This window comes from Flavobacterium myungsuense, assembly GCF_042677265.1.
GTDB lineage: Bacteria > Bacteroidota > Bacteroidia > Flavobacteriales > Flavobacteriaceae > Flavobacterium > Flavobacterium myungsuense.
Genome location: NZ_JBHTIZ010000013.1, coordinates 51,539 through 76,703, shown reverse-complemented (window position 1 = coordinate 76,703; position 25,165 = coordinate 51,539). Strand labels below are relative to the sequence as shown.

Sequence of the window (25,165 nt, the reverse complement as noted above, 5' to 3'; positions counted from 1 at the left end):
AAAAAATACTCTATTATTATTGCGAATATTTTAGATATAAATGCATTAGTTGTATTATTTTTATTATTATTGAGTTTTGAAGTTTAAAATTTATTGAAAATGCATTTTAAATTAATTTAATTATCAACATCACTTGTTTTTTAACAATCGTTTATTGAATTTTGAAGTCTTAATTATACATAAATGGACAATTTTCATTATATCAGCTCCGAAGTTTTAAATTTAGAAACCATACATCAAATTATTACCTATCACAAAAGTATCGCTCTATCAGAAGAAGCAAAGATAAATATTCAAAAATGTAGAGAATATTTAGATAATAAAATGACTTCTCAAGACAGTCCAATTTATGGTATTAATACAGGTTTTGGTTCGTTGTGTAATGTTAAGATTTCGAATGAGAATTTATCCCAATTACAAGAGAATTTAGTTAAATCGCATGCTTGTGGTACTGGAAATGAAGTTCCTCAGGCTATTGTAAAATTGATGTTATTGCTTAAAATTCAATCTTTAAGTTATGGTTATTCGGGCGTTCAATTAGAAACTGTTGAGCGATTAATTGAATTTTATAACCATGATATTCTTCCAGTAGTTTTCGAGCAAGGTTCTTTAGGTGCTTCTGGCGATTTGGCTCCGTTAGCACATTTGTCATTGCCGTTAATTGGTTTAGGAGAGGTTAATTTTGAAGGCAATAGAGTTAGTTCAATTGAAGTTTTAAAACATTTTAATTGGGAGCCAATTGTTTTACAATCTAAAGAAGGCTTAGCATTATTAAATGGAACTCAGTTTATGAGTGCTTACGGTTCACATATTTTAATGAAAGCGGTTAAGTATTGTTATATTGCTGATTTAATTGCGGCTATTTCTCTTGAAGGTTTTGATGGTAAAGTTGAACCATTCAATGAGCTTATTCATTATATACGACCGCACAAAGGTCAAATTATGACTGCTAATAGAATTATAGAATTTTTAGAAGGAAGCGAAATTGCTGAACAATCTAAGTCACATTTGCAAGACCCATATTCGTTTCGTTGTATACCGCAAGTACATGGAGCTTCAAAAGATGCAATTGATTATGTGAGAAAAGTGTTTAAAACAGAAATCAATTCAGTTACTGATAATCCTAATATTTTTATAGAAAGTGATCAGATTTTATCGGGAGGTAATTTTCATGGTCAACCATTAGCTTTAGCTTTAGATTTTATAGCTAATGCATTGGCAGAATTAGGAAGTATTTCCGAAAGAAGAACTTTTCAATTGGTTTCTGGTTTGCGAAATCTTCCTGCATTTTTAGTCGATAATCCAGGTTTGAATTCTGGTTTGATGATACCACAATACACAGCTGCAAGTATTGTTAGTCAAAACAAACAGTTGGCAACCCCAGCAAGTATAGATAATATTGTTTCTAGTAACGGTCAAGAAGACCATGTGAGTATGGGAGCAAATGCCGCAACAAAAGCCTTGCGCATCATGGATAATTTAGAACGAATTTTGGCAATTGAGTTATTGAATGCCTCGCAAGCTATCGAATTTCGAAGACCTTTAAAGTCTAGTAATTTTATAGAAATGTTCTTGAAATCTTACAGGGAAGAAGTTCCTTTAATAGAAAACGATAGAATTTTTCATTATGATATTGAAAAATCACTAGCTTTTTTGAATAGTTTTATGATAGATGGATTGGAGTATTAATTCCCGTCAATCAAGCTTTTATGTTTGCGTTTTCTTTTATAATGAGTTTGCGTTAAATTAGTATCTCCAGAAATAATACTAATATTACCATCAATTTCTAGCATCGCCAATTTCACATCCTTAAAATATTCTACACCGTGCTCTCGCATGGCTTCTTTCAATTCGTCGGAAGTAATGTTTAATTTACTTAATATTTTAAAATCCAAATTTCCATCATGAATTAGAATTTCGGGCTTTTCCTGCATGAAATCACTAAATCCCTTATAACGATACATTAATTTTTTTAAGACAAAATTAATAACAAACAAAACTGAAGCCGCTGCTAATCCACCCCAAAGGCTCGTGTCGGTTCCAACCATTGCATTTTGAACGGAGTTACTTATTAGTAAAATTAATATAACATCAGCTGTATTGAGTTGTGATAATTCCTTTTTACCAAAAATTCGTAAGGCGATAACCATAAACAAATATACCCCAGCACTACGTAAAATAATATCTAAATATGGATTCATCTATTTATTGATGTAGATTATTTTTGTTTGATGTTTTTTTCAATAGCTTTAATCATTTCTCCAGCAATATCTTTATTGGTTGCTCCTTCAATACCTTCTAATCCTGGTGATGAATTTACTTCTAATAATAAAGGTCCTTTAGAGGAACGAATAATATCAACACCAGCTACTTTCAAATCCATTGCTTTTGCAGCTTTTATGGCAATTTTTTTCTCCTCAGAAGTTACTTTAATTATAGAGGCTGTTCCTCCTAAATGAATATTTGCTCTAAACTCTCCTGGCAATGCTTCTCGCTGAATGGCAGCAACGACTTTTCCGTCAATTACAAAACAACGAATGTCTTTTCCATTTGCTTCTTTTATAAATTCTTGAACTAAAATATTAGCATTCAAACTTTTAAAAGCATTAATTACACTTTCAGCAGCCTTTTTTGTTTCAGCTAATACAACACCTTTTCCTTGTGTGCCTTCTAATAATTTAACTATTAATGGTGGTCCTCCAACCATTTTAATAAGATCGTCAGTATCTAATGGTGAATTAGCAAAACCAGTGGTAGGAATTTCTATACCATGATTCAACAACAACTGTAATGAAAATAGTTTGTCTCTAGATTGAGTTATTGCTGTTGAAGAATTTAAACAAAAAACTTTAAGAGCCTCAAATTGACGAGTTAATGCGCAACCATAGAAGGTAATACTTGGTCTTATTCTAGGAATAACAGCATCAAATTGATTTAAAATTTTTCCGCCTCTATAATGAATTTCTGGTTTAGTAGCATCCAGTTTCATGTAGCATTCTTTGATGTTTAAGAAGTGCATTTCATGACCTCGCATTTCGCCTGCCTCCATAATTCTTTTATTGCTATATAATTCAGGATTACTGGCCAAAAGCCCAACTCTCAAACCCGAAGAAGGAATTACAGAATTTTGATAAATTTCACTTAATTTATCACTTGAAGCTTGCCCCAAAAGGAAAAGTTGCTCAGGATCTACTAACACTCTGCCACTCATAGCTTCACGGCCTAAAAGCATTCTAAATCCCATCGAATCCCTGTTTGTTAATGTCATTTCTATGGTCCAACTTGCAGTTCCTATGTCTAAAGTGGTTTGAATTACATAACGCTGTTCTCTATAGCCACTAGAACTTTTTACTATTCTTTTGTCTACTAGTGGGGCTTCACAATGAATGATTGTTTTTAGGTCATTTTGTATCGGATTAATATCAAATTTAACCCAATTCTTCTCGTCTTTTATAAATGGAGCTATATTTATTGCATGAAGCGCTGAAGTTTTCGCACCTGAATCGACACGTGCTTTTATGGTAGGGATTCCTAAATCAGGAAAAGAAAACCATTCTTCTGAGCCTAGAATAACTTTGTTCTGTGGCATAATAAAGAGGATTAAAAAAAACACGAATAAATGAATTCGTATTCTAAACTATTCATTTATTCGTGGTAAAAAAAAATAAAATTAATTTGTTGGTTTTTCTGCTTTTTTAACATTAATAAACAACTCTTGAGCCACTTCATCTAAATCCATAAAAATTTCATCCCCTGATCCAATTTTAGAAGTAATAATTTCTTCTGCTAAAGCATCTTCAACATATTTTTGAATGGCTCTTTTTAATGGTCTTGCACCAAATTGTCTATCAAAACCTTTATCAGCGATAAATGCTTTTGCTTTATCTGAAAGTTTTAAGTTATAACCCAATTCAGCAATTCGATCGTATAATTTTTTCAATTCAATTTCAATAATCAAATCAATATCGTGTTTTTCTAAAGCATTAAACACAATGACATCGTCAATTCTGTTAAGAAATTCGGGAGCGAATGTTTTCTTCAATGCATTTTCAATAATACTTTTCGAATTATCATCAGCTTGAGCTACTTTTGCAGCAGTTCCAAATCCAACACCTTGACCAAAATCTTTTAACTGACGTGCGCCAACATTAGAAGTCATGATGATTATGGTATTCTTAAAATCAATTTTTCTACCCAAACTATCTGTTAAAAAACCATCATCTAAAACTTGTAACAGCATGTTAAAAACATCTGGATGCGCTTTCTCAATTTCATCAAGTAATACTACACAATATGGTTTTCTTCTCACTTTTTCAGTCAACTGGCCTCCTTCTTCATAGCCAACATAGCCTGGAGGAGCACCAACAAGTCTTGATATGGCGAATTTCTCCATGTATTCACTCATGTCAATTCGAATGAGTGAATCCTCAGAATCAAATAATTCTCGAGCTAATACTTTAGCCAATTGAGTTTTACCTACACCCGTTTGACCCAAGAAAATAAACGAACCAATTGGTCGGTTCGGATCTTTTAATCCAGCACGATTTCTTTGTATTGAACGAGCAATTTTTAGCACTGCTTCTTTTTGTCCAATAACTTTATTTTCAATTAGTTCAGGAAGATTAGCTAATTTATTACTCTCGGTTTGTGCAATACGATTTACAGGTATTCCTGTCATCATAGAAACTACATCGGCAACATTATCTTCTGTTACAACTATTCTATTGTTTTTAGAATCCTCGTCCCATTGTTCCTGAGCAATTGCTAGATCTTTTTCTATGCGTTTTTCATCATCACGAAGCTTAGCGGCTTCTTCATATTTTTGTTTTTTGACTACTGTGTTTTTCAATTCACGAACATCTTCCAACTGACGCTCTAAGTCTAATATTTGTTTAGGAACTTCAATATTGGTAATATGAACACGAGAACCAGCTTCATCAAGCGCATCGATAGCTTTGTCTGGTAAAAAACGCTCAGACATGTATCTGTTAGTTAACTTCACGCAAGCCTCAATTGCTTCTTGAGTATACGTAACGTTGTGATGGTCTTCGTATTTGTTTTTGATGTTATTTAAAATAGTAATCGTTTCATCAACAGATGTCGGTTCAACAATAATTTTTTGAAAACGTCTTTCTAAAGCGCCGTCTTTTTCTATATACTGTCTGTATTCATCTAACGTAGTGGCTCCTATACACTGAATTTCACCTCGTGCCAAAGCAGGTTTGAACATATTAGAGGCATCAAGCGAACCCGTTGCTCCACCTGCGCCAACAATAGTATGAATTTCATCAATAAAAAGAATAATATCATCATTTTTTTCAAGTTCATTCATAACAGCTTTCATGCGCTCTTCAAACTGACCACGGTATTTTGTTCCCGCCACAAGAGAAGCTAAATCTAATGTAACTACACGCTTGTTAAATAAGTTTCTTGACACTTTCTTCTGAATAATTCGTAAAGCTAATCCTTCAGCAATTGCCGATTTACCAACTCCTGGCTCGCCAATAAGTAACGGATTGTTCTTTTTACGTCGGCTCAAAATTTGTGATACACGTTCAATTTCTTTCTCGCGGCCCACAACAGGGTCAAGCTTGCCTTCTTCGGCCATTTCGGTTAAATCTCTTCCAAAATTATCTAAAACAGGAGTTTTTGACTTTTTGTTCGATTTATTTGCCGGATTGTTAAAGTTGCCTTCTCTAAGATTATCATCTTGACCTGAATCATCATTAAACGATTCGTTTCTAGGCAAATTTTCTAAAAAATTTTCTTCGTTAGGTGTCATATTGAGGTATTGTTCTTTAGCTACATCATAATCTATTTTTAGTTTATTGAGGAGCTTGGTTGTAGGGTCGTTCTCATTTCTTAAAATACACAATAACAAATGCGCTGTGCTTATTGAAGTGCTTTGAAAAACTTTAGCTTCAAGAAAAGTTGTCTTTAGTGCTCTTTCGGCTTGACGGGTCAAATGCAAATTCTTTTTTTCGTTACTCACAATCACATTCGGATTAGCAGGGCTTAATATTTCAACTTTTTTTCGCAAGTGATCCAAATCAACTGACAAATTGTTCAGAATTGATATTGCTTTACCGTTTCCGTCTCTTAAAATCCCTAACATTAAATGCTCAGTTCCAATAAAATCATGTCCTAAACGTAAGGCTTCTTCTTTACTGTAAGTTATAACATCTTTGACTCTTGGTGAAAAATTATCATCCATAAAATTGTATGTTTTATAATGTAAATTTAGTGAATATGAATTGTAATTACAATAACCATACCCTATAAATGTACTGTCAGCTAATAGACAAAAAAAAAACAATTTTTTTTGTTAAAAATAAATTAACTTATTAACTTAAAAAGACCTCGATTTTGTTAATAAATCAATCAAATTTCTATAAACATTTATGCAAAAAATAATCTGAAAAGGTTATATTAGCAAGATTTTTTTAAATAATATAATTTTAAATATAACTATAAATATGTCTGACGGAGAAAAGTTAATTCCTATTAACATAGAAGACGAAATGAAATCAGCTTACATCGATTATTCGATGTCAGTAATTGTGTCAAGAGCACTGCCAGATGTACGTGACGGATTGAAACCGGTACATCGAAGAGTTTTATACGGTATGTATGATTTAGGAGTAACCTCAAAATCTGCCCATAAAAAATCTGCAAGAATTGTAGGAGAGGTTTTAGGAAAGTATCATCCACACGGAGACACCTCAGTTTATGATGCGATGGTTCGTATGGCTCAAGAATGGAGTATGCGTTATCTATTAGTAGACGGGCAAGGGAATTTTGGATCGGTAGATGGAGATAGCCCTGCAGCTATGCGTTATACTGAAGCTCGAATGAAAAAGATTTCTGAAGAAATCATGGCTGACATCGAAAAAGAAACGGTTGATTTTCAATTGAATTTTGATGATACTTTATATGAACCAAAAGTAATGCCAACACGTGTTCCTACCTTATTAATTAATGGAGCAACCGGAATAGCTGTAGGTATGGCAACCAATATGCCTCCTCATAATTTAACTGAGGTTATCAATGGTACATTAGCCTATCTTGACAATAATGAAATTGAAATCGACGAATTAATGAACCATATTAAAGCTCCCGATTTCCCTACAGGTGGTATTATATATGGTTACGAAGGGGTTCGCGAAGCTTTCAAAACAGGACGCGGACGAATTGTCATGCGTGCAAAAGTAAGCTTTGAAGAAGTAGATGGAAGAGAATCTATTATTGTTTCAGAAATTCCATATCAAGTTAACAAAGCAGATATGATTAAGCGTACTGCTGATTTAGTTAATGATAAAAAAATTGAAGGTATTGCCAATATTCGTGATGAATCGGATAGAAATGGAATGCGTATCGTTTATATCTTAAAACGTGATGCAACGCCAAATGTGGTTTTAAATACTTTATATAAGTTTACACAATTGCAATCTTCTTTTAGTGTAAACAATATTGCATTGGTAAAAGGGCGTCCGCAAATGTTGAATCTAAAAGATATGATTCATTATTTCATCGAGCACCGTCATGATGTTGTAGTTCGTAGAACTCAATTTGAATTACGAAAAGCAGAAGAAAGAGCCCATATTTTAGAAGGTTTAATTATTGCTTCTGATAATATTGATGAAGTAATTGCTTTAATAAGAGGATCAAAAAATACTGAAGAAGCTAGAGAAAAATTAATTGAACGATTTAAATTATCAGATATTCAATCTCGTGCTATTGTAGAGATGCGTTTGCGTCAATTGACTGGTTTAGAACAAGACAAGTTAAGAGCGGAGTATGAGGAGTTGATGAAATTAATTGAACACTTAAAAGCATTATTAGCAGACGTTAATTTAAGAACAGAATTAATTAAAGAAGAATTAATCGAAATAAGAGATAAATATGGTGATGCTCGTCGTTCTCAAATTGAATATTCAGGTGGTGATGTAAGTATTGAAGATTTAATTGCCGATGAAAATGTGGTTATTACCATTTCGCATGCTGGATACATTAAACGTACAAATCTTACTGAATACAAAACGCAGAATAGAGGAGGAGTTGGCCAAAAAAGTGCTGGAACTAGAGATCAGGATTTCTTAGAACACATGTTTGTAGCTACGAATCACCAATATATGATGTTCTTTACTCAAAAAGGGAAGTGTTTTTGGATGCGAGTATATGAAATTCCAGAAGGAAGTAAAACAGCAAAAGGACGTGCTTTACAAAACCTTATCAATATAGAAAGCGACGATAAAGTAAAAGCATTTATTTGTACGCAAGATTTAAAAGATAAAGCATATACTACTAGCCATAATCTAGTAATGGTAACCAAACAAGGTCAGGTTAAGAAAACATCACTTGATAAATATTCAAAACCTAGAGTGAATGGAGTTGCTGCAATTACTATTAAAGATGGAGATGAATTATTAGAAGCTAAATTAACTAATGGTGAGAGTCAAATTATTTTGGCTGTAAAATCTGGAAAACTAGTTCGTTTTGAAGAAACTAAAACCCGTCCGATGGGAAGAACAGCTTCTGGAGTTCGTGGTATTACTTTAAAAGACGAATCAGATGAAGTAATTGGTATGGTTACTGTAAATGATATGAACAGTGAAATTCTTGTAGTTGCTGAAAACGGTTACGGTAAACGATCTAGCTTAGACGAATATAGAATTACCAATCGTGGAGGAAAAGGAGTTAAAACCCTTAACATTACAGAGAAAACTGGAAAATTAATTTCTATAAATGCAGTAACTGATGCCGATGATTTAATGATTATCAACAAATCAGGATTAACCATCAGAATGGCAGTTGAAGATTTGAGAGTAATGGGTCGAGCAACCCAAGGTGTTAAGTTAATCAACATTAAAGGAAATGATTCTATTGCTGCAGTAACTAAAGTTATGAAAGATGATGTCGTTGAAGTTGTTGTTGATGAAGACGGTAATGTTATAGAAACCGAAGCTATTGAAAGGGTGAAACCAGTTTTAGAAATTCTTGAAGACGACGGCGCTGCTGATGAAGATGACGATGAAGATGATGATTCTGAAATAGAAGAAGAAATAGAGGAGGAAGATGATTCAGACGATGATGAATAATTAAACAAATTAAATTATATAATAATGAAAAGTAAATATGTAGTACTCGCGTCAGCTTTGATGATATCGGTTAGCACTTTTGCTCAAAAAGATCAAATTAAAGCGGCTGAAAAAGCTTTAAAAAACGGAAATTCAACCGAAGCTAAAACTATTTTATTGCAAGCAGAATCTTTAATAGGTGCTGCAACCGATTCTGAAAAAGCGCAATATTATTTTGTAAAGGGAAACACGCTATTAGATTTGGCTAATAAGAAAATTGATGTTGCAAAAAATCAATTAGATGCTGCAAAAGCCTATCAAGACTTAATTGCTGTTGAAAAAATTTCAGGAAAATCAAAATACACGAGTCAAGCTGAAACGTCAATTACTGATATTAAAGGAAAACTATTAAGCAGTGCTATTGAAGATGGGACCAATAAAAAATATTCTGAGGCTTCCAAAACGTTGTACACAGTATACGAATTAGATAAATCAGATTTGGAAAAACTGTATTATGCAGCAAGCTATGCGGTAAATGCTCAGGAATATGATACAGCATTATCTTATTATAATGAACTTAAGGCACAGAATTTTTCAGGTGAAGGAATGTCTTATTTTGCTAAAAATGTACTTACTGAAAAGGAAGATTATTTTGGTACAACTCCTGAAGCCAAAGCTGACAGAGATAGTAAAGTTAAACTTAAAGTATATATCGATCCCAGAGATGAAAAAATTCCTTCAAAAAGAGGTGAAATTTATAAGAACATCGCCTTGATTTTAGTTCAAGAAGGTAAAGTAGACGAAGCTAAAAAAGCGCTTTCAGAGGCAAGAGTTGCTAATCCAGATGACTCTTCTTTAACACTTACTGAAGCCGATTTGTATTTAAAGTTAGAAGATTTTACAACTTACAAAAAACTGATTTCAGAAGTTTTGGAAAAAAATCCAAATGATCCAGATTTATTATTTAACCTAGGGGTTATTTCTGCTAAAACAGATGCTGTCGAGGCTGAAAAATATTATAAAAAAGCCATCGATATTAAACCTGATTATGTAAATGCATACCTAAATTTAGCCATTTTAAAATTAGATGGAGAGAAAAAAATCATTGACGAAATGAATAAATTAGGAACTTCCGAAAAAGACAACAAGAGATATGAAGTGCTTAAAAAACAAAGACTAGCTGTTTTTATGGATACCTTACCTTTTTTAGAAAAAGCTAATGAACTTGATCCTAAAAATGAAGATGTATCTACCACACTATTAAATGTTTATGGCGCTTTAGAAATGTCAGATAAGAAAAAAGCTTTGAAAGCTAAATTAGTTAAATAATAATGCTATACCCCTAATTATTAATGAGTGTAAGTAAATAAGGAATAAATCCTGGTTTACTTGCACTTTTTTATAACTTAAAAAAACTACGAATTGCTAAACTGTAAGTTGCTCAAGTTTTTATAAACCCCATTTTCAAGAGCAACCAATTCCTGATGCGTACCCTGTTCTGTGATTTCTCCATTATCTAAAACTAAAATTTGGTCCGCACTCCGAATAGTAGATAGACGATGGGCGATAATGATGCTCGTTCTGCCTTGCATCAAAATCTCTAAAGCTTCTTGAACTAGTTTCTCACTTTCGCTATCTAATGATGAAGTCGCCTCGTCTAAAATTAAGATACTTGGATTTTTAAGTAAGGCACGAGCTATGGCAATACGTTGTCGTTGTCCGCCTGATAATTTGATGCCTCTTTCGCCCACAATAGTTTCAAATTGTTCAGGGAATCCTTCTATAAAATTCAAGGCATTGGCTTGTTTAGCGGCCGTAAAAATTTCTTCTTCGGTTGCGTTAGGTTTCCCATAAGCGATGTTCTCTTTTATGGTTCCTCCAAACAAAATCACATCTTGAGGTACAATGCTCATATTACCACGAAGTGTTTCTAGATCAAAATAATAAAGGCTCTTCCCATCAATTTCAATAGTGCCGGATTCAATGTCATAAAAACGAAGTAGGAGTGAAGCTATAGTCGATTTTCCTACACCACTCGGACCTACAATAGCTACTTTTTGTCCAAAGTTGGCGGTAAAACTCACATCTTTTAAAACCTGTATTTCTTTTCTAGAAGGATAGCTAAACTTTACATTTTTAAAAGTCATATTGCCTTTAATTTTTTGGAGTACTATTGATGAAGAACTATTGATTTTTTCAGGTGTTTCTTCTAACAATTCGAAAACTCTTTCGGTCGCACCAATGGCCTTTTGCATTTGAGCATACAATTCGGCAATTCCGCCTGACGATGCGCCAACATAACTAGAATAAAGGATGAAAGTAAACAATTCTCCTACTGTAATTTCGCCTGCTATACTCAATACAACTCCATACCAAACAACAGCAACTATAGTTCCAAACAAACATATTATAATAAATGAAGCAAAATACCCTCTAAATAGTCCACCTTTAATGGCAATTTTAACGACCTCTTTAATTTTATCTTGATACCTACTTATTTCATACCACTCGTTAGCAAAAGCCTTAACTATACTAATACCTTGCATGGTTTCTTCTACGATTACCTGACTATCGGCAACTTCATCTTGAACTTTTTTAGAATACTTGCGTATAAATCGACCAAAAATAACTGCAGCAACTCCAACCAGTGGAACGACTGAAACCATCATAATGGTTAACTTAATATTTATACTAGCCAACATAGCAAAACTTCCAATAATCAATATAAACTGACGTAAAAATTCAGCAATTGTAGTAGTAAGTGTGTCTTGTATCTGACTGATATCGTTGCTAATTCTACTGTTTAATTCTCCCACTCTCTTTTGAGAAAAAAAGGACATTGGCAATTTTACTAAATTAGTATACAATGCCAAACGAACATTAGCCAACGTATTTTCAGTGAAATTTACAAATAATGACAGTCTAAAAAAAGAAAAAACAGATTGTAAGAGCAAAACCAATCCAAGTCCTAATGCAATTAAATTGGCTTGATGTCCGTCTTTTTTATTGACGCAATCCACTAGCATTCCCATAAATTTAGGAAATGCCAATGCAGTTACACTTGTTAATAGTAAGAAAACTAAACCTAAATAAAATTTCCAACGATGGTTTGCAGCATATTTAAAAATTACGGTCGCTTTTTGAAGTGAAGTTGCCGTAATTTTAGATTTAGGTAAATCGTTTTCTTTGAATCGTGCCATTTTAAAAATATGTTTTTATGAAAGCATCTTTATTTCCTAATAATATCTTTTAAAATCGCTTTGTCAGTATAATTAATAACTTCTAAAATGATTGGTTGATTGTTTTTTGTTTTGCCCTCAATAATATAAAGCTTTCCTTTTTCGAAGGGAATATTACTTTTGTCAAAATCAATATCACCATAGGTTAGGGAGTTTTTAATATCCGATGTGTCAACCCATTTTTGAGCTAGTATTTGTTGTGCTTTTTCCGAAAAAGAAAATGGTTTATTTCTCATGTCATTCAAAACCCGAGCATTAGGAAAGTAATTGCAACGTGTATCTTTACCACTAAAAACCATTGCAACAAAGAACATTCCCATTATAAAACCGATTAAATAATAGGAAAAGCGATATTTAAAAGTCATGTGTTATTTTTTTGCAAATGTAATTTAAAGTTCCGTTAAAAAACTATTAAATTAATATCACTATCAGGAATATTAAACCATTCCCCAATAGCTTTATTAGTTAAAATTCCGTGGTACAAATAGACGCCATTTTTAAGGCCTTTATTACATCGAATAGCACTTTCAAGACCCCCATCGTCGGCAATTTGAATTAAGAAAGGAGTAATAATGTTGCTTAAAGATAAAGAAGCTGTTTTAGAATAACGAGAAGGAATATTAGGAACACAATAATGAATCACGTTGTTTTTTATAAATGTAGGCTTTTCATGAGTTGTTACTTCCGATGTTTCAAAACATCCCCCGGTGTCGATACTTACATCTACAATAACTGCACCTTTTTTCATATGTTCGACCATGGTTTCAGTAACCACAACAGGACAACGTTCTTTACCTCTCATAGCACCAATAGCCACATCGCAGCGACGAATGGCTTTTAGTAAAGATTTCTGATGAATCGTCGACGTAAAAATGCGCTGATTTAAATTGTTTTGTAAACGTCTTAGTTTGGTTATTGAATTATCGAAAACTTTTACATTAGCACCCAAACCCAAAGCCGTTTTAGCTGCAAATTCACCTACAGTTCCAGCACCAAGTATTACAACATCAGTAGGAGGAACTCCAGTAATATTACCAAATAATAAGCCTTTCCCAAATTGGTTGTTAATCATCAATTCGGCGGCAACAAGTATTGAGGCTGTTCCTGCAATTTCGCTTAAAGATTTCACTGCGGGGTATGAACCGTCTTCATCTTTAATATATTCAAAAGCAAGTGCAGTTACTTTCTTTTTTTTAAGTGCCTGAAAATAATCTGCCTTTCTGGTTTTTAATTGAATGGCGGAAATAACAATCGCTTCTCTATTTACCATCTCAATTTCCTCAATAGTCAAAGGTTCGACTTTTAGAAGTATAGGGCATTTGAAAACTTTTTTAGGATCATTTGAAATTTCAGCACCAGCATCACTATATTCCTTATCCGAATAACTAGAACTTAAACCAGCACCAGATTCTAAAAGTACACGATGACCGTGCGAAGTAAGCGAATTTACAGCATCAGGAGTTAAGCATATTCTCCGTTCTTGAAAACTGGTCTCCTTGGGTATGCCTATAAAAAGTTCGCTTTTATGACGGGTTATTTCTAACTTTTCTTCTTGTGGAAGTAATTGTTGCTTAGTAAATGGTGTAAGTGCCATAAATAGAATTGTAAATTATCCGGAGCAATTTACAAAATTTTATGCTTAACAAGTTAATTGTATTGTTCTTTTTCCGTCTGTATTTAATTTCATTTCAATTATTGAATATGCTTCTGGAATCAAATTCGGTATTTTTTCTGCCCATTCTATAAAACACCAATTGCCGGAATAGAGGTATTCATCAATACCCATATCTAAAGCTTCAGTTTCGTTTTTTAATCGATACACATCAAAATGGTAAAGCGATTTATTATCAGTTGTTAGGTATTCATTAACTAAAGAAAAAGTTGGACTACTAGTAGCACCTTCAACACCTAAAAGTTTAGTTATAGCTTTAATTAGAGTTGTTTTTCCAGCCCCCATTGGACCATTAAATAATATAACTTTTTTTGGATTTGAATTTAAGATTTGTTTTGCAACCTCATTAATTTGCTCTAATGAAAATGTAATTTCCATAAAATTTTGTATTCAGTTTTTACTGTTCAGTTTACTAAAAATGACTAAAACCTATTCTATTTTGGATTAAATACCAACAAAGGAATAATCATTTCTTCTAACGAAATTCCACCATGCTGGTAACTGTTTTTATAATAACTTACATAATGATTGTAATTATTTACGTAGGCCAAGAAAAAATCATTTTTTGCAAAAATATAAGAACTACTCATATTAATTGTAGGCAAGCCGATTTTCTTAGGATCTTTTACGGCATAAACATCTCTATCTTCATACGTTAGGCTTCGTCCAGTTTTGTAGCGAAGATTTAAGCTGGTATTTTTATCTCCTATTACTTTCGAAGGATTTTTTACATTAATCGTTCCGTGGTCAGTGGTTAAGACTAGTTTAAATCCCATTTTTTGACCTTGTTGAATAATCTCTAAAAGCGGTGAGTTCTTAAACCAGCTTAACGTTAAGGAGCGATACGCTTTATCGTCTGAAGCTAATTCTTTCACCACATCCATTTCTGTTTTAGCATGTGAAAGCATATCAACAAAGTTGTAAACAACTGTAACTAAATCATTATTTTTTAAAGTCTTAAAGTTTTCTGCTAGTTTCCTACCGCTAGTTAGATTAGTGATTTTAAAATAATCCTGTTTGATACTTAATCCTAATCGTTTCAGGTGAGCAGTCAAAAACTCAGCTTCATATAAATTTTTTCCACCATCTTCCACATCATTTTTCCAATATTGAGGAAATTGTTTTTCCATTTCTAATGGCGTTAAACCAGAGAAAATAGCATTTCTTGCATACTGTGTTGCGGTTGGCAAAATAGAGTAATAATCAACTTCCTTTTCTAATTTGTAATGATTAGTTACTACACTTTCAAAAGCCTTCCATTGGTCGTAACGCAAGTTGTCAATAACTATAAACAAAATGGGTTTATCTTTTTTTGTGATTTCAGGAACTACGATTTCTCGAAACAAAGTATGCGAAAGGACAGGTTTATCTGATTTAGGTTCACTCGAACCTTGGCGAACTGGCGTAGCAAACCAATCTTCATAATTGCGTTCAATGAATTTACCAAATTGCGAATTGGCTTCTACTTTTTGAGATTCAAGAATGGCTATCATACTTTGGTCTTCAATATTTTCGAGTTCTAACTCCCAAAAAACCAATTTTTTATACAATTCTATCCAATCTTCATAGGAATTTACATTTGCTAAATCCATAGCAATTTTTCTAAATTCCTTTTGATAATCTAAAGTAGTTTTTTCAGAAATCAATCGCGAATGATCTAGATTCTTTTTCAAACTCAACAAAATCTGATTTGGATTAACTGGTTTTATCAAATAATCTGCAATTTTAGAACCAATAGCCTCTTCCATGATATATTCTTCCTCACTTTTGGTAATCATAATTACAGGAGTTGAAGATTTTTTCTCTTTAATTTCAGCCAAAGTTTCCAATCCGCTCATTCCTGGCATGTTTTCGTCTAGAAAAACAATATCAAAATTTCCTTCTTCAAAAACATCTATTGCGTCACGACCGTTGTTACAAGTAGTTACATGATAATTTTTCTTTTCTAAAAAAAGAATGTGAGGCTTGAGCAAATCAATTTCATCATCTACCCAAAGTATTTTTATTTGATCCATTTTGAATGGTTTTTGTTCTTATGTATTTTGAAGCTAATTTAACATTATTTCAACGAGTACTTCTTAAAATTATTGTAAAGTTATTTCTATTAAAATTATGAATGTTTTTATTCAATAAATCAATAAATAATTCCGAAATTTACAACATCAAATAAGTATTAAGGTATGAAAAAACTGCTTCAAGAAACCTACGGAACGCTCTTTGAAGAAAAGCTAATAGACGAAATTGTAGCTGTTTCTTTATTTCGGGACTTTAAACAAGACGATATACTAATTGATTTTGGTGATTACATCAAGAAAATGCCATTACTTATAACTGGTGCTATAAAAATACTTAGAGAAGATGTTGATGAAGGCGAATTACTTTTATATTTTATAGAAAAAGGAGATACCTGCGCCATGTCTATGGCATGTTGCATGGGAGATACTAAAAGCGAAATTAAAGCGGTCGCTGAGACGGATGGTACTGTTATTATGATACCTGTTCACAAAATGGAAGAATGGTTAGGGAAGTATAAAAGTTGGAGAGTTTATGTTTTTAATAGTTACAACAGCCGTCTAAAAGAAATGCTCCATGCAATTGACAATCTTGCTTTTATGAATATGGACAAACGAATTTTACATTATCTAAAAGATAAAGTTAAAATCAATAATTCCAAAGAAATAAAGAATACTCATCAAGAAATTGCTTACGATTTGCATACTTCAAGAGTAGTGGTTTCCCGAATACTAAAATCCCTTGAAAACGAAGGAACAATTCGTTTGCATAGAGCCTCAATTGAACTTCTTAAATAATAAATGCTTATTCTGTAACTTTTGTTGCACAAATCATATACTATTTGGTTCATCTTTGCACTATAAAATAGTTGTATATGGAGATTACAGAAATCATAGGATACATACTAGCCATTTTTGTAGGGATGACTTTAGGCATGCTAGGTAGTGGAGGTTCTATTCTTTCGGTTCCAATACTAGTGTATGTAATGGGTATAGAACCTACATTATCAACAGCCTATTCTTTATTTGTAATTGGTTCAGCATCACTTGTTGGTGGTATTCAAAAAGCCAAACAAAACCAAGTCGATTTGAAGAAAGTTTTACTATTTGGTATTCCTACAGTGATTACTGTCTTTTTTACACGCAAAATTTTAGTTCCAAGAATTCCAACGATTCTATTTGAAACAGACCAATTCACATTAAGTAAATCGGTTTTAATTATGCTAGTTTTTGCGGTTGTAATGATAGTTGCGTCAATTAAAATGATTAAACCATCAGAAGTAATTGAATATAGAAGTGGAGAAAAACTCAATTATTATAAAATTGGAATACAAGGTATTGCTATAGGTTTAATTTCTGGATTTGTAGGTGCAGGTGGAGGTTTCTTAATAATTCCAACACTATTATTTTTAGCTAAAACACCAATGAAAATGGCCGTAGGAACTTCTCTCATTATAGTAGCTTCACAATCTTTAATAGGCTTTTTGGGCGATATTCAAGGCTCTCAAATTATTGATTGGAAATTACTTTCTCTTTTTACTTTTTGTTCTATTCTTGGAATTTTTATTGGAAATCGTATAGCTAGAAAGGTTGAAGGCAACAAACTCAAAACAGCCTTTGGTTGGTTTGTTTTGGCCATGGGAATTTACATTATAATAAAAGAGTTTATATGGACCTGATTCATTATAAATGTATCATTTGTTACAAATTATTATAAAAATAGGAATTAATTTTACTTTAAAATCAAAAATGAAATGAAAGTACAGCAAATTTATACAGGTTGTTTGGCACAAGGCGCTTATTATATAGAAAGTAAAGGTGAAGTAGCTATTATAGATCCATTGCGTGAAGTGCAACCTTATATAGATATAGCAAATAGAAACAATTCTAAAATCAAATACATTTTTGAAACTCATTTTCATGCTGATTTTGTAAGTGGTCATGTTACCCTAGCTGAAAAAACAGGTGCGCCTATTGTTTTTGGACCTAATGCAAATCCTAGTTTTAAAGCACATATTGCTAAAGAAGGAGAAGTCTTTCAGTTAGGTGAAATCACTATTACAGTTCTTCATACTCCTGGACATACTATGGAAAGTGCCTGCTATCTTCTTAAAGACAAGGGCGGTGTAGCGCATGCTCTGTTTAGCGGTGATACTTTATTTCTAGGAGACGTTGGCAGACCTGATTTGGCTCAAAAAGCCGCACATATGACACAAGAGCAACTCGCAGGGATACTTTTTGAAAGTTTAAGAACTAAAGTGATGACTTTGCCAGACAATGTAATTGTTTATCCTGCTCATGGTGCAGGAAGTGCTTGTGGTAAAAATTTAAGCAAAGAGACTGTGGGAACTATTGGTGAACAAAAGAAAATAAATTATGCGCTTCGTGAAGATATGACTAGAGAAGAATTCATTAAAGAAGTCACAGATGGTTTATTACCACCGCCAGCATATTTCCCTATGAATGTAAGGTTAAACAAAGAAGGCTACGAAAATGTGGATGATATTATAAAAGAAGCTATAGCCTATGAACCCAAAACCTTCGAATTGGTTGCTAACGAAACCGATGCATTAATTTTGGATGTTCGTCATCAGGATGATTTTGCCAAAGGACATATTCCAAAATCTATTTTTATAGGTATAGACGGTAATTTTGCTCCTTGGGTGGGATCATTAATTATCGACAGTAAGCATCCAATACTTTTAGTAACTCCATTAGGAAAAGAGGAAGAAACTATTATGCGATTAGCAAGAGTAGGTTATGACAATACATTAGGTTTCCTTAAAGGTGGTTTCGAATCCTGGAAAAAAGAAGGATTAGAATATGATACTGTGACTTCAGTTTCTGCAGGAGAATTAGAAGAAATGATTCTGCATAAAGCACCTGTTTTTGATGTTAGAAAGCCCGGAGAATATGCTGCAGAACACATTATTGAAGTTGTTTCGACCCCTTTAGATTTCCTTAACGAACATTTGGCAGAGTTTCCTAAAGAAGATAATTTTTATTTGCATTGTGCCGGAGGATATCGATCAATGATTGCTACATCAATATTAAAGGCTCGAGGATATCACAATGCAATTAACGTATTAGGAGGTTTTGATGCCATTAAAAAAACAGGGATAAAAACAACAAATTATGTTTGTCCGTCTACTTTAAAATAACATAAACATTAGTCATGAGTAATTTTGATACTTTCATTAAATCAGAAAAGCCAGTATTAATTGACTTTTTTGCTACATGGTGCGGCCCATGTAAAGCATTAGCTCCTATTTTAAAACAAGTAAAAGACAGTTTAGGAGAACGAATTACAATACTCAAAATTGATGTGGATAAAAACCAACAAATTTCTAATCAGTATCAAGTTCGTGGCGTTCCTACAATGATTCTATTTCAAGATGGCAAACAGTTGTGGAGACAATCGGGTGTATTATCTAAAGAAGAAATCATTAAAAACATTATAGAAAAAAGTAATTAGGAAGTAAAAATAATTGAACCCAATTAATAAATCAAGATGAGAAAGAATATTGGTTTAATAGACAAAATCATTAGAATTGCAGTAGCAATTTTTGTAGCTATACTTTATTTTATAGGAACAATAAATGGGACAATTGCTCTTGTTTTAGGAGTATTTGCTTTAATTATGATCTTTACAAGTTTTTTGAGTTTCTGCCCTTTGTATTTGCCTTTTGGAATAAATACTAGAAAAAAAGCAGGGAAATGATTGCAGGAGTATAAAGTTTTTCTTTGTAAAAATCAAGATTGTATAATGAGTTAAATTTGGACTGTTTTTTTTGTTAATTTGGCTTCACGATTCAATTGTTTAAATAAAAATCTTCTTACTTATCAATGTTAAAATTTAACTATTATTTGTAACGATAATTATAGTTATACTTCTAGTATATAAATCATTTATTTAAAATCAATAATCATGAAGAAATCAATCATTATTTTAGGAACTGCATTTATTACTTTTTCTAATGTTTCAATTGCAACACCACTACATACAAAATCGCAACAAAGAATCGAAAAGTATGATTTTATTGTTCAACACCTTTATGTATTGCAATAAGTAAAGGAGAATTTGATATAGATAAAAAATTTGTTGAATATGGTGCTGATTTAAATGAAAAATCGAATGGAATGACACCATTAATGGTCGCTGCTCGTTACAATAAAGTGGAGATTATTAAATTTTTATTAGAGCATGGGGCAGATAGAATTTCAAAAGATGAGAAAGGATTCACAGCTTTAAAATATGCAGAACTTTCTTCTGTAAAAGAGGCTGTTTTAATTTTTAAAAATTGTATATCAACTAATTTTTATTCTCAATTATCTATTCATAATGAGTAATTATTAAAGACTCTCTTTTTGTAAATTATAATGCAATTAAAATTCTCGATACATTTCTTTATTATAAAGGAAATGTTTCGGGAATAGTTTTTAAATAAGAATAAAATTTACAATTTACTTTCCTTTTTTAGTAAATAAAGTAATCTAATACAGCTAATTACAGAAATGATTCCTAGAGTTCCCATCAAAATCCAGTTTGTTTGATAGCCATAGCGGTCTATAACTTCCATTCCTGTTTTAGAACTGGCAATATGTGCTAAACTAAAACTCATTGTAAACAAAGCCATATAGCGTCCTTCATGACCTTTTGGTGCTCTACTTAGTGCAAACGAATTCGAAAAAGGAAAAATAAACATCTCGCCAAAAGTGATAAAAATAATACTGAAAATAAAAATTCCAGCCCAGCCAGTAATCATTAATACAAAAAAACTAATAGCCATAAGTAATGAACCCCAAAGCATAATTTTAGTTTTGCTAATTTTATGTCTTTCAAAGGCGCTTACTATTGGCATTTCTAAGAAAAAAATAAGTAATCCGTTTAAGGTAAGTAGCAATCCACTTTGAAACTCAGTTAATCCAAACATTTCATGATGATACAACGGTAAAGTGGTAAATATTTGAAAAAAAAGTACTGCAGTAAGAAAGCAAATAAATAGAAAAAGCCAAAAAATTTTATCTTTAAAAACAGATAAAACTTGAACAGTATTTGAATCAGGAACAATTGTTGGTGCTTTTTTCTTTTCTTTTACTAATAATGCAAAAATTAGAATAGCAATAATACAGGTTAAACTATCTGTCCAAAATAATCCTTTGTAGCCAATTCCCATAATAATTAATCCTCCTAAAGCCGGACCAGCAGCAAAACCAAGATTTACAGCCAATCGAACTAATGTTAAAGCTCTTGTTCGATTTTCAGGTTTTGCATAAACACCTAGTGATACAAACATGGCAGGTCTAAACATGTCCGCAATAGTCATAATTGCAAAAACACTAAAGCACAAGCCCCAAAATGAAGTAATGAATTGTAAAATAAAAAATAGAATGCCGCTTGTAAACAAACTAAAAACCATGACTTTATAGAATCCGATTTTGTCGGATAATTTTCCGCCCAACCAAGAGCCTAGCATTGAACCAAAACCAAAACAGACCATAATCCAACCCACTTCATTATAAGAAAACTGCAAATCTTCCTTTAAATATTTGGTCAAAAAAGGCAACACCATCGTTCCTGCGCGATTGATAAAGGTGATAATAGCAAGAATCCAAATCTCTCTAGAAAATCCCTTATAATTATCAATATAACGTTGCAAACCAGTTTTGATCATACTACTATTTCAGAGTAGCAAAGGTAAAAAACTTTGTGTCTTTAATGCTTTGTGGTTTTACAACTTTTAAACTATTTTTGCAAAATGGAATTCTTTAATTTACACACTCATAATTACACTAATTCTAAGGATGTTTTAGAATTAGTCAATCAATATCCAAATGAGTTTGATGAAAAAATTCCTTACTATTCCATAGGTATTCATCCTTGGAAAATTGAAGAAAATGGGGTACAGTCAGAATTAAAGATTATTGAAAGTAAACTTCAAACTATCAATTGTTTGGCAGTCGGAGAATGTGGATTAGATAAACGTATTGAAACTCCGTTAGACATACAGATTGGTGTATTTGAAAAGCAATTGCATTTAGCCGAAAAATATAAAAAGCCAGTCATAATTCATTGTGTTGCTGCTTTTCAAGAAGTAATTGAAGTTAAAAAGCGACTTGCTATTTCGGTTCCAATGATTATTCACGGATTTTCAAAAAATGAACTAGTTGCTAGACAATTGGTTGATAATGGTTTCTATTTGTCGTTTGGCAAATATTTATTGCAATCCCGAAGCCTCGGGACTGAACTAGAATCTGTTTTTAAAAGTATTCCTAATCATCGATTTTTTTTAGAAACGGATACCGTTGAAGAAGGAATTTATGAAGTATATGCATTAGCAGCAAAATATAAAAATATAACTTTGGATGAACTCCAAAAACAAATAGGAAATAATTATAAAAATGTTTTTGATTGAAGATTGTTGATTAACGATTTTCGATTTCAGAATTTAAGAACAAAAAAATGGCACAATGGACAGAAAGAGCCGAACTTTTATTTAAAAAAGAAGGTTTAGAAAATTTAAAAAAAGCAAATGTATTAATTGTCGGAGTTGGAGGAGTAGGTTCTTTTGCAGCCGAATTTATTGCACGAGCGGGTGTTGGTAATATGACAATTGTTGACGGAGATGTTGTAGATATAACCAACATTAACAGGCAATTGCCAGCATTGCATTCAACAGTAGGTTTACCTAAAATAGATATAGTAGGCAGCCGTTTATTAGACATAAATCCGGAATTGAAATTGACTAAAGTAAAAGAATTTCTTTCGCCAGAACGTGCTTTTGAGGTTGTTACTGAAGACTATGATTATGTTTTGGATTGCATTGACAGCTTAACACCAAAATTAAATTTGATTATTGCCGCAAAGCGAAAAAGAGTAAAAATTATAAGCAGTATGGGGGCTGGCGGAAAGATGGAAGCTTCTAAAGTAAAGGTGGCCGATATCAATAGTACTGTAAATTGTTTTTTGGCAAAAGCCATGAAAAAGAAATTGAAAGCTGTAAAAATTGATAAATTAAAAGTAGTCTATTCTTCAGAAATTCAAGATGAAACAAGCTTGAAAATGACAGATGGTTCTAATTTTAAAAAATCATTTTACGGAACCAACAGTTATATGCCCGGACTTTTCGGATTGTATGCAGCCGAAACAGTTATTCGATATTTACTTAAAAATACCGAACCAAACCCCAAAACTACCAACTCCTAACTTCAAATGATACAAACAGTAATTTTCGATATGGATGGTGTTATTGTTGATACAGAACCCGTTCACCATTATGCCTATTTTCAGCATTTTGACGAATTAAATATTAAAGTTTCTCAAGAACTGTTTACAACTTATATGGGAAATTCAACACGAAATACTTTTCAGAAATTGAAACAATCGTTCGATTTAGAACATGATGTAGAAGAATTGATTTTAAGAAAACGAACTCTTTTTAATGATGCATTCGATAAAAAAGAAGATTTGATTCTATTAGATGGAGTTGAAAAATTAATTAAAGATTTATATCACAACGGTATGCAATTGATATTAGCATCATCAGCATCAAAAGTAACTATCGATCGTGTTTTTACACGATTCAATTTGCATTCTTATTTTAGTCATATTGTTTCTGGTGAAGATTTTCCAAAATCGAAACCGCATCCGGCTATTTTTGAACACGCCGTTTCTTTATCAAATACATCAAAAGAAAATTGTATTGTTATTGAAGATAGTACCAATGGGATTATAGCTTCTAATGCGGCAGGAATATACTGCATAGGGTATGATAGTGAGAATTCTAAAATGCAAGATTTGTCATTAGCAAATGAAGTAATTAGACATTTTGATGAATTGAATTTTGAGAAAATTAGAAATATTAAATAGCTCTACCCAACGGCTTCTTTAAAAATTCTCAAGCAACGTTCTCTTGCCATTTTATGTTCTACAATAGGTTTTGGATAATCAAAGGACTCAAGTTCTGGAATCCATTTTTTGATGTATTCCAGGTCTTTATCAAACTTTTTGATTTGCTCTGTAGGATTAAAAATTCTGAAATAAGGGGCTGCATCAACGCCACTTCCTGCTGCCCATTGCCAGTTTCCTACATTACTAGCTTGCTCGTAATCGAGTAGTTTTTGGGCAAAATAAGTTTCGCCCCATCTCCAATCAATGAGTAAATGTTTGCATAAAAAACTCGCTACAATCATCCGAACCCGATTGTGCATGTGTCCTGTTGCATTCAACTCCCGCATGCCAGCATCTACAAAGGGATAACCAGTTTTTCCTTCACACCATTTTTTAAAATCGTCTTCATTATTATTCCATTGAATAGCATCATATTTTGGTCGGAAACTTGCATTTTTAGTGTTTGGGAAATGCCACAATATTTGCATAAAAAATTCTCTCCAAATCAGTTCTTTTAGGAACGTTTCATTTTGCTCTTGTATGGCTTTACCTACCATTTTCCGAATGGATACTGCTCCAAAACGAAGATGCGCCCCTAAATAGGAAGTTTTATTTTGATACGGAAAGTTTCGTGTTGCTTCATAATTTTGAATTAAGCTACTAGAAACATCATAAGGAGTTACTTTAATTTTAGAAGTTTCAAAACCTATATTTTTAATACTCAAAAAAGGGTAGGAGTGAGTCGCAATTTTATCTAGAAAATCTTCTGATTTGTAGTTTTCTAAAGTTGTACTTTTAAATTTTTCTTTCCATTTATTAGAGTATGGAGTATATACAACATAAGGTAATCCATCGTCCTTTGTAACTTCCGATTTTTCAAAAATAACCTGATCTTTGTAGGTTAAAAATGCTATTTTGTATTTTTTAAAAACTTGAAAAACAGCTAAATCTCGTTTTCTGGCGTAAGGTTCATAATCATGATTGGTGTAAACCGTTTCAATTTTATTATCTACAGCCAACTGTTCAAAAATGGCTGCTGGCTCTCCGTGGAATACAGCTAGTGATTTTCCTTTTTTTTGTAGGTCTGAATTTATTTTAGATACTAATTCATGAATAAAAGTAACACGGGCATCATCTTTTGGAAGTTCGTTTAGAATGTCTGAGTCAAAAATAAATATTGGAAGAACATCTTTACCACTCGTTAAAGCTTGGTAAAAGCCATTATTATCGTCAATTCTTAAATCACGTCGAAACCAGAATACATTCATATTTTA

Annotated in this window: 23 protein-coding genes; 13 read left to right on the top strand and 10 right to left on the bottom strand. The window is 32.4% G+C overall.

What is annotated here, in order from left to right:
• Window positions 1-183: 183 nt before the first annotated feature.
• Window positions 184-1,689 carry a histidine ammonia-lyase gene (hutH, locus tag ACFQ0S_RS05655; RefSeq protein ID WP_379756586.1) on the top strand — a complete coding sequence of 502 codons (1,506 nt, stop codon included), beginning with the start codon at window positions 184-186 and terminating at the stop codon, window positions 1,687-1,689.
• Here the strand turns inward: hutH and ACFQ0S_RS05650 are convergent.
• The 3 genes from ACFQ0S_RS05650 to ACFQ0S_RS05640 all read right to left on the bottom strand — a co-directional run bounded on the left by ACFQ0S_RS05650 (window position 1,686) and on the right by ACFQ0S_RS05640 (window position 6,214).
• Window positions 1,686-2,201 (bottom strand): DUF421 domain-containing protein, encoded by a 516-nt coding sequence (locus tag ACFQ0S_RS05650; RefSeq protein WP_379756589.1) that lies wholly within the window; start codon window positions 2,199-2,201, stop codon window positions 1,686-1,688. The genes hutH and ACFQ0S_RS05650 overlap by 4 nt on opposite strands.
• Window positions 2,202-2,218: 17 nt before the next feature.
• On the bottom strand, window positions 2,219-3,589 hold the full coding sequence (gene rimK / locus ACFQ0S_RS05645; protein ID WP_379756592.1) for a 30S ribosomal protein S6--L-glutamate ligase: 1,371 nt from the start codon (window positions 3,587-3,589) through the stop codon (window positions 2,219-2,221).
• 81 nt (window positions 3,590-3,670) lie between these two features.
• On the bottom strand, window positions 3,671-6,214 hold the full coding sequence (locus ACFQ0S_RS05640; protein WP_379756595.1) for an ATP-dependent Clp protease ATP-binding subunit: 2,544 nt from the start codon (window positions 6,212-6,214) through the stop codon (window positions 3,671-3,673).
• 262 nt (window positions 6,215-6,476) lie between these two features.
• On the opposite strand from ACFQ0S_RS05640, the gene gyrA reads away from it, so the two are divergent.
• Together gyrA and ACFQ0S_RS05630 are read left to right on the top strand one after the other, a co-directional pair.
• Window positions 6,477-9,098, top strand: coding sequence for a DNA gyrase subunit A (gyrA, locus tag ACFQ0S_RS05635; protein ID WP_379756598.1), 2,622 nt, complete (start codon window positions 6,477-6,479; stop codon window positions 9,096-9,098).
• A gap of 24 nt (window positions 9,099-9,122) precedes the next feature.
• Window positions 9,123-10,406: a tetratricopeptide repeat protein gene (locus ACFQ0S_RS05630; RefSeq protein ID WP_379756601.1), complete on the top strand. Its 1,284-nt coding sequence runs from the start codon at window positions 9,123-9,125 to the stop codon at window positions 10,404-10,406.
• Window positions 10,407-10,492: 86 nt separating this feature from the next.
• On the opposite strand, the gene ACFQ0S_RS05625 is transcribed toward ACFQ0S_RS05630, so the two are convergent.
• The 5 genes from ACFQ0S_RS05625 to porX are packed head-to-tail and all read right to left on the bottom strand — an operon-like array spanning window position 10,493 to window position 16,003.
• Window positions 10,493-12,277 (bottom strand): ABC transporter ATP-binding protein, encoded by a 1,785-nt coding sequence (locus ACFQ0S_RS05625; protein WP_379756603.1) that lies wholly within the window; start codon window positions 12,275-12,277, stop codon window positions 10,493-10,495.
• Between the two features lie 29 nt (window positions 12,278-12,306).
• Entirely contained in the window at window positions 12,307-12,681 is a 375-nt protein-coding gene (locus ACFQ0S_RS05620; RefSeq protein WP_379756606.1) for a DUF4258 domain-containing protein, read from the bottom strand.
• A 35-nt stretch (window positions 12,682-12,716) separates the two neighbouring features.
• The gene (locus ACFQ0S_RS05615) at window positions 12,717-13,910 is read right to left on the bottom strand and encodes an alanine dehydrogenase (protein WP_379756609.1); all 1,194 of its coding nucleotides are present in this window, start codon (window positions 13,908-13,910) and stop codon (window positions 12,717-12,719) included.
• Window positions 13,911-13,955: 45 nt separating this feature from the next.
• Entirely contained in the window at window positions 13,956-14,366 is a 411-nt protein-coding gene (gene tsaE, locus ACFQ0S_RS05610; RefSeq protein WP_379756612.1) for a tRNA (adenosine(37)-N6)-threonylcarbamoyltransferase complex ATPase subunit type 1 TsaE, read from the bottom strand.
• Between the two features lie 56 nt (window positions 14,367-14,422).
• Window positions 14,423-16,003, bottom strand: a complete 1,581-nt coding sequence (gene porX / locus ACFQ0S_RS05605) for a T9SS response regulator signal transducer PorX (RefSeq protein WP_379756615.1) — start codon at window positions 16,001-16,003, stop codon at window positions 14,423-14,425.
• Window positions 16,004-16,168: 165 nt separating this feature from the next.
• On the opposite strand from porX, the gene ACFQ0S_RS05600 reads away from it, so the two are divergent.
• From ACFQ0S_RS05600 to ACFQ0S_RS05570, 7 genes are all read left to right on the top strand, one after another.
• The gene (locus tag ACFQ0S_RS05600) at window positions 16,169-16,798 is read left to right on the top strand and encodes a Crp/Fnr family transcriptional regulator (RefSeq protein ID WP_379756618.1); all 630 of its coding nucleotides are present in this window, start codon (window positions 16,169-16,171) and stop codon (window positions 16,796-16,798) included.
• Window positions 16,799-16,875: 77 nt separating this feature from the next.
• The gene (locus ACFQ0S_RS05595) at window positions 16,876-17,679 is read left to right on the top strand and encodes a sulfite exporter TauE/SafE family protein (protein WP_379756621.1); all 804 of its coding nucleotides are present in this window, start codon (window positions 16,876-16,878) and stop codon (window positions 17,677-17,679) included.
• Window positions 17,680-17,754: 75 nt separating this feature from the next.
• Window positions 17,755-19,161: an MBL fold metallo-hydrolase gene (locus ACFQ0S_RS05590; protein ID WP_379756624.1), complete on the top strand. Its 1,407-nt coding sequence runs from the start codon at window positions 17,755-17,757 to the stop codon at window positions 19,159-19,161.
• 14 nt (window positions 19,162-19,175) lie between these two features.
• Window positions 19,176-19,475 (top strand): thioredoxin, encoded by a 300-nt coding sequence (gene trxA / locus ACFQ0S_RS05585; protein ID WP_379756627.1) that lies wholly within the window; start codon window positions 19,176-19,178, stop codon window positions 19,473-19,475.
• 36 nt (window positions 19,476-19,511) lie between these two features.
• On the top strand, window positions 19,512-19,721 hold the full coding sequence (locus ACFQ0S_RS05580) for a YgaP family membrane protein (protein WP_379756630.1): 210 nt from the start codon (window positions 19,512-19,514) through the stop codon (window positions 19,719-19,721).
• Between the two features lie 207 nt (window positions 19,722-19,928).
• Window positions 19,929-20,069 carry a hypothetical protein gene (locus tag ACFQ0S_RS05575; protein ID WP_379756633.1) on the top strand — a complete coding sequence of 47 codons (141 nt, stop codon included), beginning with the start codon at window positions 19,929-19,931 and terminating at the stop codon, window positions 20,067-20,069.
• Window positions 20,060-20,350, top strand: a complete 291-nt coding sequence (locus ACFQ0S_RS05570; protein ID WP_379819063.1) for an ankyrin repeat domain-containing protein — start codon at window positions 20,060-20,062, stop codon at window positions 20,348-20,350. The genes ACFQ0S_RS05575 and ACFQ0S_RS05570 overlap by 10 nt, the downstream gene beginning before the upstream one ends.
• 107 nt (window positions 20,351-20,457) lie before the next feature.
• Here the strand turns inward: ACFQ0S_RS05570 and ACFQ0S_RS05565 are convergent, their stop codons facing one another.
• Window positions 20,458-21,675 (bottom strand): MFS transporter, encoded by a 1,218-nt coding sequence (locus ACFQ0S_RS05565; RefSeq protein ID WP_379756636.1) that lies wholly within the window; start codon window positions 21,673-21,675, stop codon window positions 20,458-20,460.
• 84 nt (window positions 21,676-21,759) lie between these two features.
• Between ACFQ0S_RS05565 and ACFQ0S_RS05560 the strand changes: the two genes are divergently transcribed.
• From ACFQ0S_RS05560 to ACFQ0S_RS05550, 3 genes are read left to right on the top strand one after another with little or no spacing between them, the layout of a single operon-like run.
• Window positions 21,760-22,416: a TatD family hydrolase gene (locus ACFQ0S_RS05560; protein WP_379756639.1), complete on the top strand. Its 657-nt coding sequence runs from the start codon at window positions 21,760-21,762 to the stop codon at window positions 22,414-22,416.
• Window positions 22,417-22,463: 47 nt separating this feature from the next.
• Window positions 22,464-23,207, top strand: a complete 744-nt coding sequence (locus tag ACFQ0S_RS05555; RefSeq protein ID WP_379756642.1) for a tRNA threonylcarbamoyladenosine dehydratase — start codon at window positions 22,464-22,466, stop codon at window positions 23,205-23,207.
• Between the two features lie 6 nt (window positions 23,208-23,213).
• On the top strand, window positions 23,214-23,870 hold the full coding sequence (locus ACFQ0S_RS05550; protein ID WP_379756645.1) for an HAD family hydrolase: 657 nt from the start codon (window positions 23,214-23,216) through the stop codon (window positions 23,868-23,870).
• Window positions 23,871-23,872: 2 nt separating this feature from the next.
• Here the strand turns inward: ACFQ0S_RS05550 and ACFQ0S_RS05545 are convergent, their stop codons facing one another.
• Window positions 23,873-25,159, bottom strand: a complete 1,287-nt coding sequence (locus ACFQ0S_RS05545) for a cryptochrome/photolyase family protein (RefSeq protein ID WP_379756648.1) — start codon at window positions 25,157-25,159, stop codon at window positions 23,873-23,875.
• Window positions 25,160-25,165: the final 6 nt, after the last annotated feature.

What these genes read in the sequence shown, in the direction of transcription:
- ACFQ0S_RS05560 (WP_379756639.1), top strand. Translation starts at nt 21,760, where the DNA reads ATGGAATTCTTTAATTTACACACTCATAATTACACTAATTCTAAGGAT.
- tsaE (WP_379756612.1), bottom strand. Translation starts at nt 14,366, where the DNA reads ATGGAAATTACATTTTCATTAGAGCAAATTAATGAGGTTGCAAAACAA.
- rimK (WP_379756592.1), bottom strand. Translation starts at nt 3,589, where the DNA reads ATGCCACAGAACAAAGTTATTCTAGGCTCAGAAGAATGGTTTTCTTTT.
- gyrA (WP_379756598.1), top strand. Translation starts at nt 6,477, where the DNA reads ATGTCTGACGGAGAAAAGTTAATTCCTATTAACATAGAAGACGAAATG.
- ACFQ0S_RS05600 (WP_379756618.1), top strand. Translation starts at nt 16,169, where the DNA reads ATGAAAAAACTGCTTCAAGAAACCTACGGAACGCTCTTTGAAGAAAAG.
- porX (WP_379756615.1), bottom strand. Translation starts at nt 16,003, where the DNA reads ATGGATCAAATAAAAATACTTTGGGTAGATGATGAAATTGATTTGCTC.
- ACFQ0S_RS05615 (WP_379756609.1), bottom strand. Translation starts at nt 13,910, where the DNA reads ATGGCACTTACACCATTTACTAAGCAACAATTACTTCCACAAGAAGAA.
- trxA (WP_379756627.1), top strand. Translation starts at nt 19,176, where the DNA reads ATGAGTAATTTTGATACTTTCATTAAATCAGAAAAGCCAGTATTAATT.
- ACFQ0S_RS05650 (WP_379756589.1), bottom strand. Translation starts at nt 2,201, where the DNA reads ATGAATCCATATTTAGATATTATTTTACGTAGTGCTGGGGTATATTTG.
- hutH (WP_379756586.1), top strand. Translation starts at nt 184, where the DNA reads ATGGACAATTTTCATTATATCAGCTCCGAAGTTTTAAATTTAGAAACC.
- ACFQ0S_RS05545 (WP_379756648.1), bottom strand. Translation starts at nt 25,159, where the DNA reads ATGAATGTATTCTGGTTTCGACGTGATTTAAGAATTGACGATAATAAT.
- ACFQ0S_RS05630 (WP_379756601.1), top strand. Translation starts at nt 9,123, where the DNA reads ATGAAAAGTAAATATGTAGTACTCGCGTCAGCTTTGATGATATCGGTT.
- ACFQ0S_RS05550 (WP_379756645.1), top strand. Translation starts at nt 23,214, where the DNA reads ATGATACAAACAGTAATTTTCGATATGGATGGTGTTATTGTTGATACA.
- ACFQ0S_RS05555 (WP_379756642.1), top strand. Translation starts at nt 22,464, where the DNA reads ATGGCACAATGGACAGAAAGAGCCGAACTTTTATTTAAAAAAGAAGGT.
- ACFQ0S_RS05620 (WP_379756606.1), bottom strand. Translation starts at nt 12,681, where the DNA reads ATGACTTTTAAATATCGCTTTTCCTATTATTTAATCGGTTTTATAATG.
- ACFQ0S_RS05640 (WP_379756595.1), bottom strand. Translation starts at nt 6,214, where the DNA reads ATGGATGATAATTTTTCACCAAGAGTCAAAGATGTTATAACTTACAGT.
- ACFQ0S_RS05580 (WP_379756630.1), top strand. Translation starts at nt 19,512, where the DNA reads ATGAGAAAGAATATTGGTTTAATAGACAAAATCATTAGAATTGCAGTA.
- ACFQ0S_RS05595 (WP_379756621.1), top strand. Translation starts at nt 16,876, where the DNA reads ATGGAGATTACAGAAATCATAGGATACATACTAGCCATTTTTGTAGGG.
- ACFQ0S_RS05625 (WP_379756603.1), bottom strand. Translation starts at nt 12,277, where the DNA reads ATGGCACGATTCAAAGAAAACGATTTACCTAAATCTAAAATTACGGCA.
- ACFQ0S_RS05565 (WP_379756636.1), bottom strand. Translation starts at nt 21,675, where the DNA reads ATGATCAAAACTGGTTTGCAACGTTATATTGATAATTATAAGGGATTT.
- ACFQ0S_RS05575 (WP_379756633.1), top strand. Translation starts at nt 19,929, where the DNA reads ATGAAGAAATCAATCATTATTTTAGGAACTGCATTTATTACTTTTTCT.
- ACFQ0S_RS05590 (WP_379756624.1), top strand. Translation starts at nt 17,755, where the DNA reads ATGAAAGTACAGCAAATTTATACAGGTTGTTTGGCACAAGGCGCTTAT.